Origin of the sequence: Flavobacterium noncentrifugens, from assembly GCF_900100375.1 — a bacterium.
GTDB lineage: Bacteria > Bacteroidota > Bacteroidia > Flavobacteriales > Flavobacteriaceae > Flavobacterium > Flavobacterium noncentrifugens.
Genome location: NZ_FNEZ01000007.1, coordinates 85694 through 101390, shown reverse-complemented (window position 1 = coordinate 101390; position 15697 = coordinate 85694). Strand labels below are relative to the sequence as shown.

12 protein-coding genes are annotated in these 15697 nt (G+C 39.0%); 5 read left to right on the top strand and 7 right to left on the bottom strand.

Annotated features, from left to right (window positions below; translation table 11 throughout):
- The first annotated feature begins 132 nt into the window (after positions 1–132).
- A complete protein-coding gene (gene mtaB, locus BLS32_RS16790; RefSeq protein WP_091398730.1) occupies positions 133–1497 on the top strand; it encodes a tRNA (N(6)-L-threonylcarbamoyladenosine(37)-C(2))-methylthiotransferase MtaB in 1365 nt (454 codons plus the stop codon).
- A 49-nt stretch (positions 1498–1546) separates the two neighbouring features.
- Here the strand turns inward: mtaB and BLS32_RS16785 are convergent, their stop codons facing one another.
- The 3 genes from BLS32_RS16785 to BLS32_RS16775 all read right to left on the bottom strand — a co-directional run bounded on the left by BLS32_RS16785 (position 1547) and on the right by BLS32_RS16775 (position 2485).
- Positions 1547–1885: a hypothetical protein gene (locus BLS32_RS16785; protein WP_091398727.1), complete on the bottom strand. Its 339-nt coding sequence runs from the start codon at positions 1883–1885 to the stop codon at positions 1547–1549.
- A gap of 67 nt (positions 1886–1952) precedes the next feature.
- The gene (locus BLS32_RS16780; protein ID WP_245699505.1) at positions 1953–2255 is read right to left on the bottom strand and encodes a GNAT family N-acetyltransferase; all 303 of its coding nucleotides are present in this window, start codon (positions 2253–2255) and stop codon (positions 1953–1955) included.
- A 2-nt stretch (positions 2256–2257) separates the two neighbouring features.
- The gene (locus BLS32_RS16775; protein WP_091398725.1) at positions 2258–2485 is read right to left on the bottom strand and encodes a pirin family protein; all 228 of its coding nucleotides are present in this window, start codon (positions 2483–2485) and stop codon (positions 2258–2260) included.
- 479 nt (positions 2486–2964) lie between these two features.
- Between BLS32_RS16775 and BLS32_RS16770 the strand changes: the two genes are divergently transcribed.
- Positions 2965–3630: an alpha/beta hydrolase family protein gene (locus BLS32_RS16770; RefSeq protein WP_091398722.1), complete on the top strand. Its 666-nt coding sequence runs from the start codon at positions 2965–2967 to the stop codon at positions 3628–3630.
- Between the two features lie 47 nt (positions 3631–3677).
- A complete protein-coding gene (locus tag BLS32_RS16765) occupies positions 3678–4571 on the top strand; it encodes a lytic transglycosylase domain-containing protein (RefSeq protein ID WP_091398719.1) in 894 nt (297 codons plus the stop codon).
- Positions 4572–4605: 34 nt separating this feature from the next.
- Here BLS32_RS16765 and BLS32_RS16760 read toward each other — a convergent pair whose 3' ends face one another.
- Positions 4606–5310: a TlpA family protein disulfide reductase gene (locus tag BLS32_RS16760; protein WP_091398716.1), complete on the bottom strand. Its 705-nt coding sequence runs from the start codon at positions 5308–5310 to the stop codon at positions 4606–4608.
- Positions 5311–5442: 132 nt separating this feature from the next.
- Positions 5443–5958, bottom strand: a complete 516-nt coding sequence (locus BLS32_RS16755; RefSeq protein ID WP_091398714.1) for a hypothetical protein — start codon at positions 5956–5958, stop codon at positions 5443–5445.
- A 166-nt stretch (positions 5959–6124) separates the two neighbouring features.
- Between BLS32_RS16755 and rpmH the strand changes: the two genes are divergently transcribed.
- A complete protein-coding gene (gene rpmH / locus BLS32_RS16750; protein ID WP_008464848.1) occupies positions 6125–6286 on the top strand; it encodes a 50S ribosomal protein L34 in 162 nt (53 codons plus the stop codon).
- A 281-nt stretch (positions 6287–6567) separates the two neighbouring features.
- Entirely contained in the window at positions 6568–9420 is a 2853-nt protein-coding gene (gene carB / locus BLS32_RS16745; protein WP_091398711.1) for a carbamoyl-phosphate synthase large subunit, read from the top strand.
- Between the two features lie 72 nt (positions 9421–9492).
- On the opposite strand, the gene BLS32_RS16740 is transcribed toward carB, so the two are convergent.
- Together BLS32_RS16740 and BLS32_RS16735 are read right to left on the bottom strand one after the other, a co-directional pair.
- Entirely contained in the window at positions 9493–11634 is a 2142-nt protein-coding gene (locus BLS32_RS16740) for a DUF7619 domain-containing protein (protein ID WP_091398708.1), read from the bottom strand.
- Between the two features lie 134 nt (positions 11635–11768).
- Positions 11769–15638 (bottom strand): T9SS type A sorting domain-containing protein, encoded by a 3870-nt coding sequence (locus tag BLS32_RS16735; protein WP_091398705.1) that lies wholly within the window; start codon positions 15636–15638, stop codon positions 11769–11771.
- Positions 15639–15697 lie beyond the last annotated feature (59 nt).

Below are 15697 nucleotides of genomic sequence, written 5' to 3'. Positions count from 1 at the left end.
AATATAATAATGTAATTTTAAACAGCCGCAATAAATGTTAATCTTTTATTTTTTGGATTTTTATCTGTAAATTTGTCGCCTTATTTTCAGGCAGTATGATTTGGATGCCAAAGCCTGAAACGAGAAAACATTATGACAGACAGAAAAAAAGTTGCTTTTTACACACTTGGATGCAAGCTGAATTTTTCAGAAACTTCTACGATAGCGCGCAGTTTTCAGGATGAAGGTTTTGATCGTGTCGATTTTGAAGAAATTGCTGATATTTATGTGATCAACACCTGTTCGGTAACTGAAAATGCCGACAAGCAATTTAAACAGGTCGTTAAAAAAGCAATGAAACTCAACAGCAATGCGTTTGTTGCGGCGGTTGGCTGTTATGCACAATTAAAACCCGAAGAACTTGCAGATGTTGATGGCGTGGACCTGGTTTTAGGAGCAACCGAAAAATTCAAGATCACCGATTACATCCATGATTTGTCCAAAAATGATATGGGCGAAGTGCATTCCTGCGAAATTTCGGAAGCCGATTTTTATGTTGGGAGTTATTCCATAGGCGACCGCACACGGGCTTTTCTAAAAGTCCAGGACGGCTGCGATTACAAATGTACCTATTGTACGATTCCGCTCGCACGTGGCATTTCACGAAGCGACGCACTCGAAAGCGTACTTAAAAATGCAAAGGAAATTTCCCAGCAAAACATCCGAGAAATCGTACTTACCGGTGTGAATATCGGGGATTATGGCAAAGGCGAATTCGGCAATAAAAAACACGAACATACTTTTCTGGAACTTGTTCAGGAACTCGACAAAGTCGAAGGCATTGAAAGATTGCGGATTTCGTCCATCGAACCCAATCTGCTAAAAAACGAAACGATCGAATTTGTTTCCAAAAGCCGCACTTTCGTTCCGCATTTCCACATTCCGCTGCAATCGGGAAGCAATGACATTTTAAAGAAAATGAAGCGCCGTTATTTGCGCGAAGTGTATACAGAAAGGGTAGGGAAGATTCGCGAAGTCATGCCGCACGCGTGTATCGGTGTTGATGTGATCGTTGGATTTCCTGGTGAAACCGACGAGTATTTTCTCGAAACCTACAATTTCTTAAACGAATTGGATATTTCCTATCTGCACGTTTTCACGTATTCTGAACGCGACAATACCGAAGCCGCTTCGATGCCGGGGGAAGTTCCTGCAAATGTCCGTGCCAAACGCAGTAAGATGCTGCGCGGATTGTCGGTTAAAAAACGCCGCGCTTTTTATGAAAGCCAGCTCGGGACTTCAAGAACGGTTTTGTTCGAAAGCGAAAATAAAGAAGGCTACATTCATGGATTCACCGAAAATTATGTCAAGGTAAAAACGCCGTGGAATCCGGAATTGGTCAATACTTTGCACGAAATTACACTGACTAAAATCGATGATGACGGTGCTGTGAGGATGGAATTTCAAAATGGTCAAATGTTAAATGCCGAACGTCAAATGACTGCACTTTATCAGTAAAAGGCAGGCATTTATTCTGTTTTTCGATATGAAACGTTTGACATCCAGCTTAATATTTCGAATGGAATTTAATCTTCGTGATCCTGAAAACCGTATCGCTGTACTGCTCAACAAATTCATAAATATGCCGTCCAGGCTGCTTAAAATCGATAATTAATCTTGCTGAAATTTCGTAGTACATTTTTGCGCCTTCCATCATCAATCTTGCCCCTTTATTTCTATATGCGGAACGTATTAGTTCGAATTCGCATAAATTCCATGTAGTAAAATTGATGTCGAAATCTTCCGATTTTGAATATAAGCCTTCGGTGATTTCGGTCGTACAGCCGTAATATCGTTCGATATTTTCGAAGAAAGAAATAACTTTTGAATTTGTTTCGTCACTCATCTGATAAAGGTAGTATTTTGCCAGAAATAAAAAAACCGCTTCATTTTATTGAAACGGTTTGTAAATTTTACAATTTGATTCCCGGAGGAAGCAACTCTTTATACACCGGATTCTTCCTGAAAAATGCAGCGATTTTTGGCAAAACCGGAACAACTTTTAATTTTCGCTCGATGGCAATTGCCATAATGTTTTTTAGCAAATCGGAAATAAATTCCTCGTCGGTAAAGTTCTCTGGAACGATGATTTTTGTCAGGAAAATCTTTTTCTCCTGGAACGAATATTCTACCGAAACCATTTTACCATCGGTAAAAGTTTCAAATTGCCTCGAAAAAGTATTGTCTTTGATTTCCATTGTGGTAGTGTCTTCCATAGTTATTTAAATGCCATCGGAACTTCGACGAGCAGTATTTTTGATTGTGAATGAATCGAAAGATCGAAATTTTCAGCATCCGTAATCCCGATGGCATCGCGTTGATGCAAGGCATGCGCGCCAACTTCAATTTTGCCCTCGATCAGAAACAGATAAATTCCGTTGCCAGGAATGTTGATTTTATAATTTACGATTTTTCCGGTTTCAAAGATTCCAAGACTAAAAAACACCTGCTGCTAGATCCAGATTGCGTTTCCGTCGTTCTTGTCCTCAGGCAAAACCACGTTCACAAAGGTATTGATTTTATGCACCAAATCAAATGATTTCTAGTTGTATCTCGGCGCAACGTTTTCTTTTTCAGGCAAAACATCGTTCGCGTTCCTTTTTGAATGAAAACGAACAATTGGCTTTTAAGCCAACCAGGATCGGTGTGGGCACGGGTATTTGCAGGGAATAATTTCATGGTCATAATTTATTGATAAAATAAAGATTGAAACAGGCTTGTTTCGAATGAAAAAATTAATTTTAAACGCTGTCTGGAAACATTGCGCACCTAAATTTTAAACCATTGAGACATTAAGTTTTATTAAGATGACTTCAGGGTTCTTAATGCTTTATCGTTTTTTATAAATAATATCCTGGCAAGCATGATTTTATATAAATTTTCGTAAAATATAACGGTTTGGCGTTATCAATTAGTTAAAACAATATGGAGAAAATTCCTGTTTATTTTATGCCAGGACTCGCAGCCAGCCCGGCGATTTTTGAACGGATCGCGCTTTCGCCCGATATTTTTGACATGCATTTTCTGGAATGGGAAATTCCGTTTGAAAACGAATTGCTGTCCGATTACGCCAAGCGGATTTCTGAAAAGATCTTTCACAAAAATCCGGTTTTGATCGGTGTGTCTTTTGGCGGAATCTTAGTGCAAGAAATTTCGAAATTTGTTCATCCGAAAAAGGTGATCATCATTTCAAGCGTCAGGAGCAACGCCGAGTTTCCAAAGCGGATGAAAGTGGCAAAAGCGACAAAAGCATATAAGTTATTCCCGAAGAACCTGGCCGATAAAATCGATACGCTTGCCAAGTTTTCACTCGGGGAAAAAATCAACCAACGGCTCAAATTATATGAGAAATTCCTGTCGGTGCGCGACAACCGCTATCTTTCTTGGGCGATCCAGAATGTGATCTTGTGGGACAGAAGCGAAATCGATGAAAACGTGATTCACATCCACGGAAGTGCAGACGAAGTCTTTCCAATGAAATATATTAAAAATTGTATCGTTGTTAAAGACGGAACGCACATCATGATCCTGAATAAATTCCGGTGGCTCAATGAAAATCTTCCCAAAATAATCCTAGAAGAAAAAGCCTGAATTTGCGAATTTTTGTATGTTTACGAAACTATTTAAAGAAAAGAAAAATGAACCTGATCCAAAAAACCGGACTCATAGCAACGGTCGTCATTGCAAGCGGTGCGTTGATTTACGGCACTTCATACGAACATAAAAATGAAATCACACACGAAAGGACGGCACGTTATTTTCCGGTTAGCGTTGACTTTGCAGGAGAAAATACGCCTCTGAATATTTCTGATGTCAAAGAAAGATTCGAACGCGAATTGCTGGTAAATGCCAATTTGGACGCGACGACTTTGCTGATCATCAAAAGAGCCAACCGCGCTTTTCCTGTTATTGAGCCAATCCTTGCAAAATATGGCGTTCCCGATGATTTTAAATACCTCGCTGTTATTGAAAGCGGACTCGTAAATGTCGTTTCCCCAGCCGGAGCGCGTGGTGTTTGGCAATTCATGCCTGAAACGGCAAAAGAGCGCGGCATGGAAGTAACTGATATGGTTGACGAGCGTTATCATCTGGAAAAATCCACCGAAGCCGCGTGTAAATATTTGCTCGATGCAAAACTGCGTTTTGGAAACTGGACCTTGGCAGCAGCTTCATACAACGGCGGCGTAAATGGTGTGAACAAACAAATCGAAATGCAAAAAGTCACGAGTTATTATGATTTGCTTTTGACAGAAGAAACGTCGCGTTATGTGTTCAGGATTCTGGCGTTGAAAGAAATCATGAAAGCACCTGAAAAATACGGTTTCGCAATTTCACCTGAAGAATTATACAAAAACCTGCCGACAAAAAAAGTAGAAATTGACTCCTCAATTGTAGATTTAGCCGATTTTGCCAAACAGCAAGGCATCAATTACAAAATTTTAAAGATCCATAATCCGTGGCTTCGCGATAAAAAATTGCTGAATCCAAACAGGAAAAAATACCAGATTGAAATTCCGTTAAGCGGATATTAAAAAAAAAAGGCGTTGAGAATATCAACGTCTTTTTTTAATCAACCGTTGCCAATTGCTGTTCTTTTACCGGAGCATCTTTCTTCGCCAGCAAATCCACAACACGCGCATCGAAAACCACATAATTCATTTCAATTGCTTTTTTAAACGGTGTTTTCTTCGAAACGGGAATGCTGCCGCGCGTAATATCGATGACGTCAAGTTCGCTGTTTAAGAAGTAACAAGTCGGAAATCCCAATGTATGCTTTAAAGTCGCCACAACTTTCGCGTCATTTCGATACGATTCATTGGCGTAGCAAACTTTAATATTTCCATTAAACTGCCTCGAAATTTTCTTGATGTCGTTTTTAATATCCCAGAAAACCACAATGATCTGAAGGTCTTTATTGTATTTCTTAGCGAGTTTGTTCAGTGCGGGAATTTCACCTTTATTCATTACGCACCACGAAGCATACGTAATAATGAAAACCGGCTTGCCCATTTTGCTGAGTTTTACCTTTCGGCTGTTGACGCTTTTAAACGAATAATCGTCAAATCGCGAACCTACTAATCGGTTTTGAACCAAAGAATCGAAAAGCGCCTGGCCTTCAGCAATGTTGCCTTTTTCAAACTCTATGTCGCTTTTGGTATTGTATTTTTTAATGTTGCTTTTGATCGCATCGGAAAAATAAACGAGGTTTTCCTGGGCAAAGGAAGTATGAAGCGCAACAAAATTCACGAAAAGAAGTATTATTAATCTCATAATTAGTTAATTTATTGATTAATACGAATCAAACTTAACTAATTTATTAATACGAAAACGATTTTTATAAGAATTTTTCATAAAAAAACCATTCTTAAGAATGGCTTATTATTTTGACTATAAGGAAGTTGCTTAAATTTTCTTCATTTGTTCTTTCATCAACTTGATTTGATCCGTCAACATGTTTTGCTTGTCAAGTTTTTTAGCTTCATTCAGCAAATTTGTCGCTTCAAGTTTTCTTCTGCGCGACATCGCAACGCCGGCAAGGTTTAATTTTGCTACAGCCAAATCCATGTCCATAGACAATCCAAGCGCAATTGCTTTCTTGAAATATTTCTCCGCCTGCGTTAAATTGGTCTGCGAAAGCATGATTCCGTGCAAATAATTAAAGTAGCCCTGTTGTTTTTGAACCAAAGCCGTTTCCGGGTTTTTGATGTAAGCCAGCCACTTTTTAGCGCCTTCAAAATCCTGTTTTCTAAGTTTCAGGAACGCCAAAAGAATGAATTCATTTTTAAAGTACAGGAAAATCGGGATTGCCGACAGTAAAATCAGGAAAATTCCGTTCCCGATGTAGCTTTCGGTCATCTGCCAGATTCCGGCAATAATGAACAATCCGGCGATGATTAATTTAATATTTCTGTGAAACATAATAGTGTTATTTTAGCAGCCGCAAAGATAGTAAAAGGAATTGAAAATATTTTTACAAAACTGCTTGCCAGAAAAAAAAGACTTTGTATATTTGCACTCGGTTTTAAGGCAACGGCTTTGATTCCAAAATGAAAGATACTAAATAAGATTTTAAAGATACAAAGCAATGAGCAAAAGAACGTTTCAACCATCGAAAAGAAAAAGAAGAAATAAACACGGATTTATGGACAGAATGGCTTCTGCAAATGGAAGAAAAGTTTTGGCTCGTCGTCGTGCAAAAGGCCGTCACAAACTGACTGTATCTTCAGAACCAAGACATAAAAAATAATGTTTGAATCAAGCATTAAACGAGGCGTTACTTTTATTAGTACCGCCTTTTTTTATACCTTGTCGCTTCGTTTTGACGAATGTCGAATGACAAATGTCTAACGAGTATTGCGTTCTTATTATCATGATTATTAGAAGCTAATCCGGCTGTTCGCTGTATCTTTTCCGCGCTAAAGAAGCGCGAAAAAGGATGCCGCTTCCATCCGGGCTAAAAACAGCATATTCGTTCGTTCGACGTTTGTCATTCGTCGTTCGACACTTAACACAACAACTAACTACACAATGCCAAAAGACAATTCAATCAAATCGGTTCTCATCATCGGCTCCGGACCAATCGTCATCGGACAAGCCTGCGAATTCGATTATGCCGGTTCGCAATCGGCGCGCTCAATCCGCGAAGAAGGCATCGAAGTGATCCTGATCAACTCGAATCCCGCAACGATCATGACCGATCCATCGATGGCCGATCATGTATATTTATTGCCGCTTACGACCAAATCGATCGTGAAAATCCTGAAAGAACATCCCCAAATCGATGCCGTTTTGCCAACCATGGGTGGACAAACCGCACTGAATCTTTGCCTCGAAGCCGAAGAAAAAGGCATCTGGAAAGATTTCGGTGTCCAATTAATCGGCGTCGATGTCAATGCGATCAACATTACTGAAGACCGCGAACAGTTCAAGCAATTGCTCGAAAGAATCGGAATTCCGGCAGCGCCAGCAAAAACAGCTACTTCTTTCTTAAAAGGAAAAGAAATCGCCCAGGAATTTGGGTTTCCACTCGTGATCCGTCCGTCATTTACACTCGGCGGAACCGGAGCAGCTTTCGTCCACACGAAAGAAGAATTCGACGAAAAACTGACTTACGGACTCGAAATGTCGCCAATCCACGAAGTGCTTATCGATAAAGCCCTGATCGGCTGGAAAGAATATGAACTCGAATTGTTGCGCGATAAAAACGACAATGTCGTGATCATCTGTTCAATCGAAAATATGGATCCGATGGGAATTCATACCGGAGATTCGATTACCGTTGCACCAGCGATGACTTTATCTGACCATACTTTCCAGAAAATGCGCGACATGGCAATTTTAATGATGCGAAGCATCGGGAATTTTGCTGGAGGTTGTAATGTACAATTTGCCGTTTCCCCGGATGAAAAAGAAGACATCGTTGCGATTGAAATTAATCCGCGGGTGTCGAGATCATCTGCATTGGCGTCGAAAGCGACCGGATATCCGATTGCAAAAATTGCATCTAAACTGGCTTTGGGTTACCATTTGGACGAACTTCAAAACCAGATTACAAAATCGACTTCGGCACTTTTCGAACCGACTTTAGATTACGTGATCGTAAAAATCCCACGCTGGAATTTTGACAAATTCGAAGGCGCCGACCGGACTTTAGGTTTGCAAATGAAATCCGTTGGAGAAGTCATGGGCATCGGAAGATCATTCCAGGAAGCACTTCATAAAGCCACACAATCGCTCGAAATTAAACGCAACGGACTCGGAGCAGACGGAAAAGGCTACAAAAATTACGAGCAAATCATCGAAAAATTGACTTATGCAAGTTGGGATCGTGTTTTCGTAATATACGATGCGATCCAAATGGGAATTCCGCTAAGTCGCATCCACGAAATCACTAAAATTGACATGTGGTTTTTGAAGCAATACGAAGAATTGTATGCGTTAGAAAAAGAAATATCCAACTATAAAATAGATACGCTTCCAAAAGAATTGTTATTGGAAGCCAAACAAAAAGGTTTCGCCGACAGGCAAATTGCACACATGATGAATTGCCTCGAAAGCCAGGTTTACAAACTGCGCGAAGACCAAAACGTCAAACGTGTGTACAAATTGGTTGACACCTGCGCGGCCGAGTTTACCGCAAAAACGCCATATTATTATTCGACTTTTGAAGCCGAGATTGAACGCGCTGACGGAACAACTTATGTGCACAATGAAAGCGTTGTTTCCGATAAAAAGAAAGTCGTCGTTTTAGGTTCGGGACCAAACCGGATCGGGCAGGGCATCGAATTTGATTACTCTTGTGTGCACGGCGTTTTAGCTGCAAAAGAATGCGGTTACGAAACGATCATGATCAATTGCAATCCCGAAACGGTTTCAACAGATTTTGATATTGCCGACAAATTGTATTTCGAGCCGGTTTTCTGGGAACATATTTACGACATCATCCGACATGAAAAACCCGAAGGCGTAATTGTTCAGCTTGGTGGTCAAACCGCTTTAAAATTGGCTGAAAAGCTTTCGAAATACGGAATCAAAATCCTGGGAACGAGCTTTGACGCATTGGATTTAGCAGAAGACCGCGGCAGGTTTTCGGAATTATTGACCGAATTAAAAATTCCGTTTCCACAATTCGGAATTGCGGAAACAGCTGATGAAGCTTCGGCTTTGGCAGATGTTTTAGACTTTCCGCTGCTCGTTCGTCCATCGTATGTTTTGGGCGGACAAGGCATGAAAATCGTCATCAACAAGCAAGAGTTGGAAGAACACGTTATTGACCTTCTTAAAAATATTCCGGGAAATAAATTGTTATTGGACCATTATCTCGACGGCGCGATTGAAGCGGAAGCCGATGCAATTTGCGATGGTGAAAACGTCTACATCATCGGAATCATGGAGCATATTGAACCATGCGGAATTCATTCGGGAGACTCGAATGCGACATTGCCGCCGTTCAATCTCGGTGAATTTGTGATGCAGCAGATCAAAGACCATACGCATAAAATCGCTTTGGCTTTGAGAACTGTTGGTTTGATCAACATCCAGTTTGCGATCAAAGACGATACGGTTTATATTATTGAAGCGAATCCGAGAGCATCGAGAACCGTTCCGTTTATCGCGAAAGCATATGGCGAACCCTATGTAAACTATGCGACAAAAGTGATGCTCGGTCATAATAAAGTCACTGATTTTACTTTCAATCCGCAGCTTAAAGGCTTTGCAATCAAGCAGCCGGTTTTTTCTTTCAGCAAATTCCAGAATGTAAACAAAGCACTCGGGCCCGAAATGAAATCGACCGGTGAAAGCATATTGTTCATCGACGATTTAAAAGACGACCAGTTTTATGAGTTGTATTCAAGAAGGAAAATGTATTTGAGTAAATAGTCCCGAAGCTTCCGGAAAGATTTTAGTATTGAGTATAAGATAAAAAAAGCCCCGAATTACCGGGGCTTTTTATTATTCGATAATGACTTTTGCAGTTTGGTGGTCTTCCACTTTAAGGAAATAAATCCCTTTTTCGAGTTGGTCAACTGCAATAAATCCGTCAACAATTTTGCCGGTATTTATTATTTTTCCACTGACGTCACTGATTTTGTAATTTTTATTCTTCAGATCGCTTCCAGAAAAATAAATGCGGTCAGAGGCAGGATTTGGATAAAATTTGACTGTGTTGTCATTTGCTTTAGTCAGTCCCAGAACACTGATTTGCGTGCTAACCGTATTTGTAATTACGGCAGGATTGAAATCAAAGTAAATGGCGGCATTTGAAGAGGCAACATCTCCAACAGCAAAACCGGTTTTCGGTTTAATCCTGTATGCAAACCAACCGTGGCTGTATGGCTCGTTCGAAGTACTGTCGGGCAGATAAATGTTTAAAAAGGATGTTGTTAACTCGTTTCCATTTTTTAGCAATACCGAATAATTTTGGCTGGCTCCAACTGGTTCAAATGTGCTCCAATCCAAATCGGCGTCAAGCATTTCTTTTACAATAACGAAACTTGCGGGTGCATTTCCTGTGTTTTGAAACCGGGTGATGTATGTCAGATAATCGCTCGCCTGTGTTGCATTAATGTAAGCACCTTCGAGTACCGTTTTGTCATTTGGATCAAAAGAACTCACAATAACCTGGTTGAATATTGCGGTATTATTCTCGGGAGTGGCATCACCGGCAATCGGGTTTGCCGTTAAAGTTAACGTATTGCTATCGTCCTGATTGACCGCTGGTGGCGGAAAAACATTAAATTTTAAATCAATATAACTTTCCTGGAAAGGCAACAAATCAGTATAATTCCATAAGAGTGTTCCTGAGTTGGCGTTATCTGGAGATTGTGTAGCGCTAATAAAAGCCATTTTTGCAGCGTCAAAAGCCAAATTGATATTTCCATTTAAACTGGTGCTGCCATAATTTTGGAATACGATCCTGTAAGAAGTTTCAAAACCGGGACGTGCAGTTGCCAGTGGAAGTATTTTTACATTCACATCGCTATAATTCGTGGCAGAGGAAATGCAGAAATTGGTGTTGGTATACTGTGTTGCAGAACCCGAACTGTTTGTGTTTACAGCAGTTGGATCTGATGAAAAATTGGATCCAAGATTATTCAGTGCGCTCGTTGTGAATGTTCCGGTATTTGGAATGCTTATGTGGTAATTGCCGGTATAATCTGTAAAACTTTCGTAGGTGTTGCTGCCATCTGTTGTAGCGATTTTTCTCAGTGGAAAATCCAGTCCGGCATTGCAATTCGTATTTCCTGAAGTTTTAAACCGAACGTTTCCACTAATACGATTTGGCTGTAAAAGAGTCAATGGCGTGATGATGCAATTGAAGCAGTTGTTTGGCATCGGACAGTCATAACACGGATTTTGAAGCTGTAACTGTGGACTGATGCAATTGTTTTCAAAGTTTAAGATTGGACTGCTGAAAACATAGCCAACATTGATTTCATTTTGGGTGATGTCATGCACACCGGTTGATGACCAATTGGGAACTTGAGAATTTCCGGTTGGGTTCGATATTTCAACATTTGGATCGGTTAATGTAAAAGGAACGGATTGCGATTGAAGGTCATAATAAGTGGCACTATAAGTGTAACGTACTGTATCGCCAAGGTCTATTACGCCATTATTATTGTCATCCTTATAAGTATTTCCAACTGTAAAAAAGAGACTGTAAAATACAGGTGTAGGAGTTTGATTGTCAGTATAATAATCATTAGGACTGCTGTAATCAGTAATAATCGCATTCTCTGGCGTGGTTGCATACACTTTTATAAAAGACAAATCCATACAAGCGCCAAATGTTGTAGGCTTGAATCCAGTAAAATTTAGGGTGTTTTCCTCACCTGGTTCCAAACTTATTTGTGGCTCGATGTTTTGGAATATGATTTCTGGATACCCAACATTGACATTTTCAACATAAATATTTGTTAACCGCTGGTCTCCGGTATTTTTAATGTTTATTTGAAAATTAAGGACGACACTACCTGTATATGAAATTAATTTCACGCCAATTGCCGGTCCTACAACACTAGTCGTTTCAGCAATGGGTTTTGCAAACACATTCACATAAACAAGCAAAAGCAAAAAGTAAAGTTTTTTCATCAGGTTCAGATTTTTGCCAAAGATTGTTAAAAAAAATGAAAAATCAGAAATTTACATTAAAAATCAATGTATTAAAAAAGCCCTATTCAAAATGAACAGGGCCTTTCCCCAAATTTAAACTTATTTTAACTCAACTACTCTTTAATTATTTTCTGGACTTTTTTGCCTTTTTCGGTAATGATCTTTACAAAATAAATCCCTTTTGATTTGTCTGAAATATTGATTTGTGCCGATATTTTATTGGCAGCAAACACTTCAAGAACGCGCCCCTGGACATCATACAATTCAATCGATTTGATCGTGTTGTTGCAGTTGATGTTGATCTTGTCCTGAGCCGGATTTGGAAATACGACGACGCTTTCATCATTTGTGAAAACATCAGTACTAAGCACTTCAAAAGTTGTTTCGGCATCATTCGTTACAATCGGGAAGTTGTAATCGAAGAAAATATTTGCCCTGTTTTTTACCAGATCACCAGTTTCCAGTGTCGCTTTCGATTTCATCTTGAAAAGGATGTTTCCGTGTCCGCTTACCGGCGGATCGCCAGCTGATGGTGCCAGATTGATATTGGCAAATTTAAATTCGACCGTATTGTTTCTGACTTCCGCGAAAGCGGGATGCGAAGCGTTCATGACCTGTAGTGAATTGATATCGAATTCGTCTGGATTGACATCAAGTGTAACCACAATATTTTCTGCAGCAGCCGTTCCGGTGTTTTCAAAATTAACCATATAATGCAGGTAATTTCCGATTTCGACTGGCGCTACGGTTTCGCCTTCAAGGCAAATGATATCATTCGGGTCAAAAGAGCCTATAACTGTTTGGTTGTAATTGAATTGATTGTCTGATGGAAAATCATCTCCAATAATTGGCGTAATGGAAGTCGTAAAATTTAAAATATCACCGTTATTTACTGCCGGAATTTCCATTGGCCCATTGATGTTCAGCGTCAATTCGATGCTTCGATTTTCAAAAGGCATCAGGTTTGTAAAATTCCACGAAAGTGAATTGGCAATAGCAACATCAGTAGCTGGCATTGCTGAAACCACATCTGTCCTGGCATCATCAAACGCTAACGTCACCGTTCCAGACTGCATTTGGTTTCCTTTGTTTTTAAATACGATTTTATATTTGGCATCAAAACCCGGGCGGGCTGATTCCAATGGAGCAAAAACAACCTCCACATCTTTATGTAAACCTACAGCCGCAATGCAAAAATTCTGGGTTGAAATGTTATTGTTGGCATTTGCAAACGTAAAATCGGCTGAGCTTGGAGAGAAAGAAAACCAAGTAGGATTTTCAGTATTTGGCGAAATTACATAATCTCCGGCATTGGTATAAAAGTTATAAGTTCCGTTAATATTTGTTACTGTTGCGCCGTTTAGCGTTCCGTCATTTATATTGAGTTTCACAAACGGATTGACAACATCGGAAGCATCACAACCATTATTATCAGCATCAAAAATCGCAATTCCGGTAATGGTATTGTGGTTTCCGCCCGGAGTGAAAGAGCAGTATGAGTTAGATACTGTAGTGTTCATTCCTAAATCATTTAGCTGCGTTTGAATACTCTCAATTTGCGATTCATCGGCGCAAATGTATCTTAGATTTGAATTGTTGCTGAACGTTAAGGCTTGCTCTTTTGAGCCATTTTTTACGTATAAAGTTTCAAGTAGGTTGTCATAACAGGATAGACTTTGAAAATAAGCAGCGTTGCTTAAATCTAAAGTGGTGAGCTGATTACTCTGACATTGCAAAAGCCGAAGGTTAGGTGATGCCGTAACATCTAAAGCCGTTAACTGATTATACGCACAAGATAAATTTTGTAATTTAGTTAAGTTGCTTACGTCTAAAACAGTTGATTGCGTACTGTCACACATCAGATTTTCTAAATTGATCAGAAAATTAACATCCAAATTCGGAATTACATTTTCTGAGTATGCCAATTGTATTAAAGTGGTTAAACCATTTAAGTTTAAAGCTGTTAATTGGTTTTGATACACATCTAAATATTCAAGAACAGTTAAATTACTCACATCGATAGTTGTAAGTTGATTGGTACTGATATCCAAAAATTTAAGATTATTCAAACTGCTCAAATCAATGGACGTAAGCAGATTGTTGGCACAGCTTAAGCGCTCAAGATTAGGCAAATTGCTGACATCTAAGCTTGTGAGTGTATTATTGTCGCAATATAAAGACTTTAAATTTGTGGACAAACCACTGACGTTGGAAAGTGCAATTTGATTATAAGAATACGATAAAGTTTCCAGAGCTGATAATCCGCTTAAATTTAATGTCGTAAGTTGGTTTACGCTACAATTCAGATCTTTAAGACTGCTTAAATTAAGAACATTCAGAGTCACTAACTGATTGTTTGCACAATTTAAGCTGGTAAGACTTGGAAGATTCACCAAATTCAAATTGGCCAATTGGTTGTAATTGTAATCCAATGTTTTCAGATTAATCAGGCCTGTCAAATCTAAACTGGTGATGTGGTTGTATGAGCAATATAAATCAGTAAGATTAATAAGATTGCTTACGTTAAGACTTGTCAGTTGTTGGCTGGAACAGCTTAATTTTTTTAAGCTCGACAAGCTATTTACATTCAAAGAAGTAAGTAGCCCTAAATTATTCCCTAAACCATCACAGTATAATTCCTCAAGGTGAATCAAACCATTAACATTTAAAGTAGTTAGTAGATTATAAGAGCAATATAACTTTTTCAAGTTGGTCGATCCACTGACGTTTAAATTACGTAAAATTCCCATTGTCTGACCGTCTAAAACGTAACCGCCGGCACATCTTAATTCTACCAGACTTAACATATTCGAAACATCTAAATTTGTAATTTGGTTGGTATCGCAAACTAATTTTTGCAGGTTGGGCAAGTTGCTTACATTTAAAGTTGTAATTTGATTTCTGGAACACGATACTTCTGTAAGATTGGTTAATCCATTTAAATCTAAGGAAGTCAAAATACCATTGCTGCAATCTAATTTTTGCAGATTAGGCAAACCACTCAAAGTTAAGCTGGTGAGATGGCCAATGGGATTGGCTTGCATGTCAACCGAATTGACTACTTTAAAATCCTGTAATGCCGGGAGGTTGTTTAAACTAACACTGATAAGTTGGTTGTTTCCCCCACAATTTAAAGTTGTTAAATGCGTAAGTCCGCTGATGCTAAAATTAATTAGATTATTGGCAGAACAAATGAGGTTTACAAGATTCGGAAGCGCATTAACATCCAAATTTGTTATCAGATTGCCTCCACAATTTAAGTCGGTCAGATTTGTAAGTCCCGCTGAATTAAAATTGGTAAGTTGATTGGCTGAACAATCCAAGTCAGTTAGATGTGTGAGTGTCGATAAATTAAGGCTCGTGAGCAAGTTATAAGAACAATTTAATTTGGTAAGATTCGTTGATAAACCATTTAGATTGGTCAGTTTATTTCCCAAACAATTCAGTTCTGTTAAATTGGTTAAACCATTTACATTCAATGTAGTAAGTCCGCACTCAATCACAGACAACGACGTCATATTTATCAAATTGCTTACATTTAACGAAGTAAGATTATACAATCCAACGCAAATCACACTTGTTAAATTTGCATTATTTATGGTTAACGAAGTAACATTTCGTATCGAATCTATAGAAAGTGTCGTTAGATCCGTAAGCGCATTTATGTTTAATGAAGATGCTTGATTGGTCTTAATTTGCAAAGACTGAAGGTTACTAAAACTGTTAAGTCCGGTTAAATCGGTAATGGCATAATGTCCAACAATTAAAAGTTTCACCGCTTGGGCTTCACTCAATTGAATTTCGCCATCGCCGTTGGCATCAATGGTCATCCATTGGTCACTAAAGTTTTTGGCAGTGCTGTTTTGTGGATCGGTAGCGCTTGCTGAAACCAACTTTAATTTAAAAAAGGGATCGGGAATGTTGACAATTTGAGCATTTGCAAACCCGGCAAAAAGCAGTATAAACAGGAATATTTTTTTCATTTTATTTTTGTATTAAATTCAATACAGATGAAACAGCTTTCATTTAACTATTTCCAATC

Coding starts and splice junctions, on each gene's coding strand:
- BLS32_RS16770 (WP_091398722.1), top strand. CDS start 2,965: ATGGAGAAAATTCCTGTTTATTTTATGCCAGGACTCGCAGCCAGCCCG.
- BLS32_RS16785 (WP_091398727.1), bottom strand. CDS start 1,885: ATGAGTGACGAAACAAATTCAAAAGTTATTTCTTTCTTCGAAAATATC.
- mtaB (WP_091398730.1), top strand. CDS start 133: ATGACAGACAGAAAAAAAGTTGCTTTTTACACACTTGGATGCAAGCTG.
- BLS32_RS16740 (WP_091398708.1), bottom strand. CDS start 11,634: ATGAAAAAACTTTACTTTTTGCTTTTGCTTGTTTATGTGAATGTGTTT.
- BLS32_RS16780 (WP_245699505.1), bottom strand. CDS start 2,255: ATGGAAGACACTACCACAATGGAAATCAAAGACAATACTTTTTCGAGG.
- carB (WP_091398711.1), top strand. CDS start 6,568: ATGCCAAAAGACAATTCAATCAAATCGGTTCTCATCATCGGCTCCGGA.
- BLS32_RS16760 (WP_091398716.1), bottom strand. CDS start 5,310: ATGAGATTAATAATACTTCTTTTCGTGAATTTTGTTGCGCTTCATACT.
- BLS32_RS16735 (WP_091398705.1), bottom strand. CDS start 15,638: ATGAAAAAAATATTCCTGTTTATACTGCTTTTTGCCGGGTTTGCAAAT.
- rpmH (WP_008464848.1), top strand. CDS start 6,125: ATGAGCAAAAGAACGTTTCAACCATCGAAAAGAAAAAGAAGAAATAAA.
- BLS32_RS16765 (WP_091398719.1), top strand. CDS start 3,678: ATGAACCTGATCCAAAAAACCGGACTCATAGCAACGGTCGTCATTGCA.
- BLS32_RS16755 (WP_091398714.1), bottom strand. CDS start 5,958: ATGTTTCACAGAAATATTAAATTAATCATCGCCGGATTGTTCATTATT.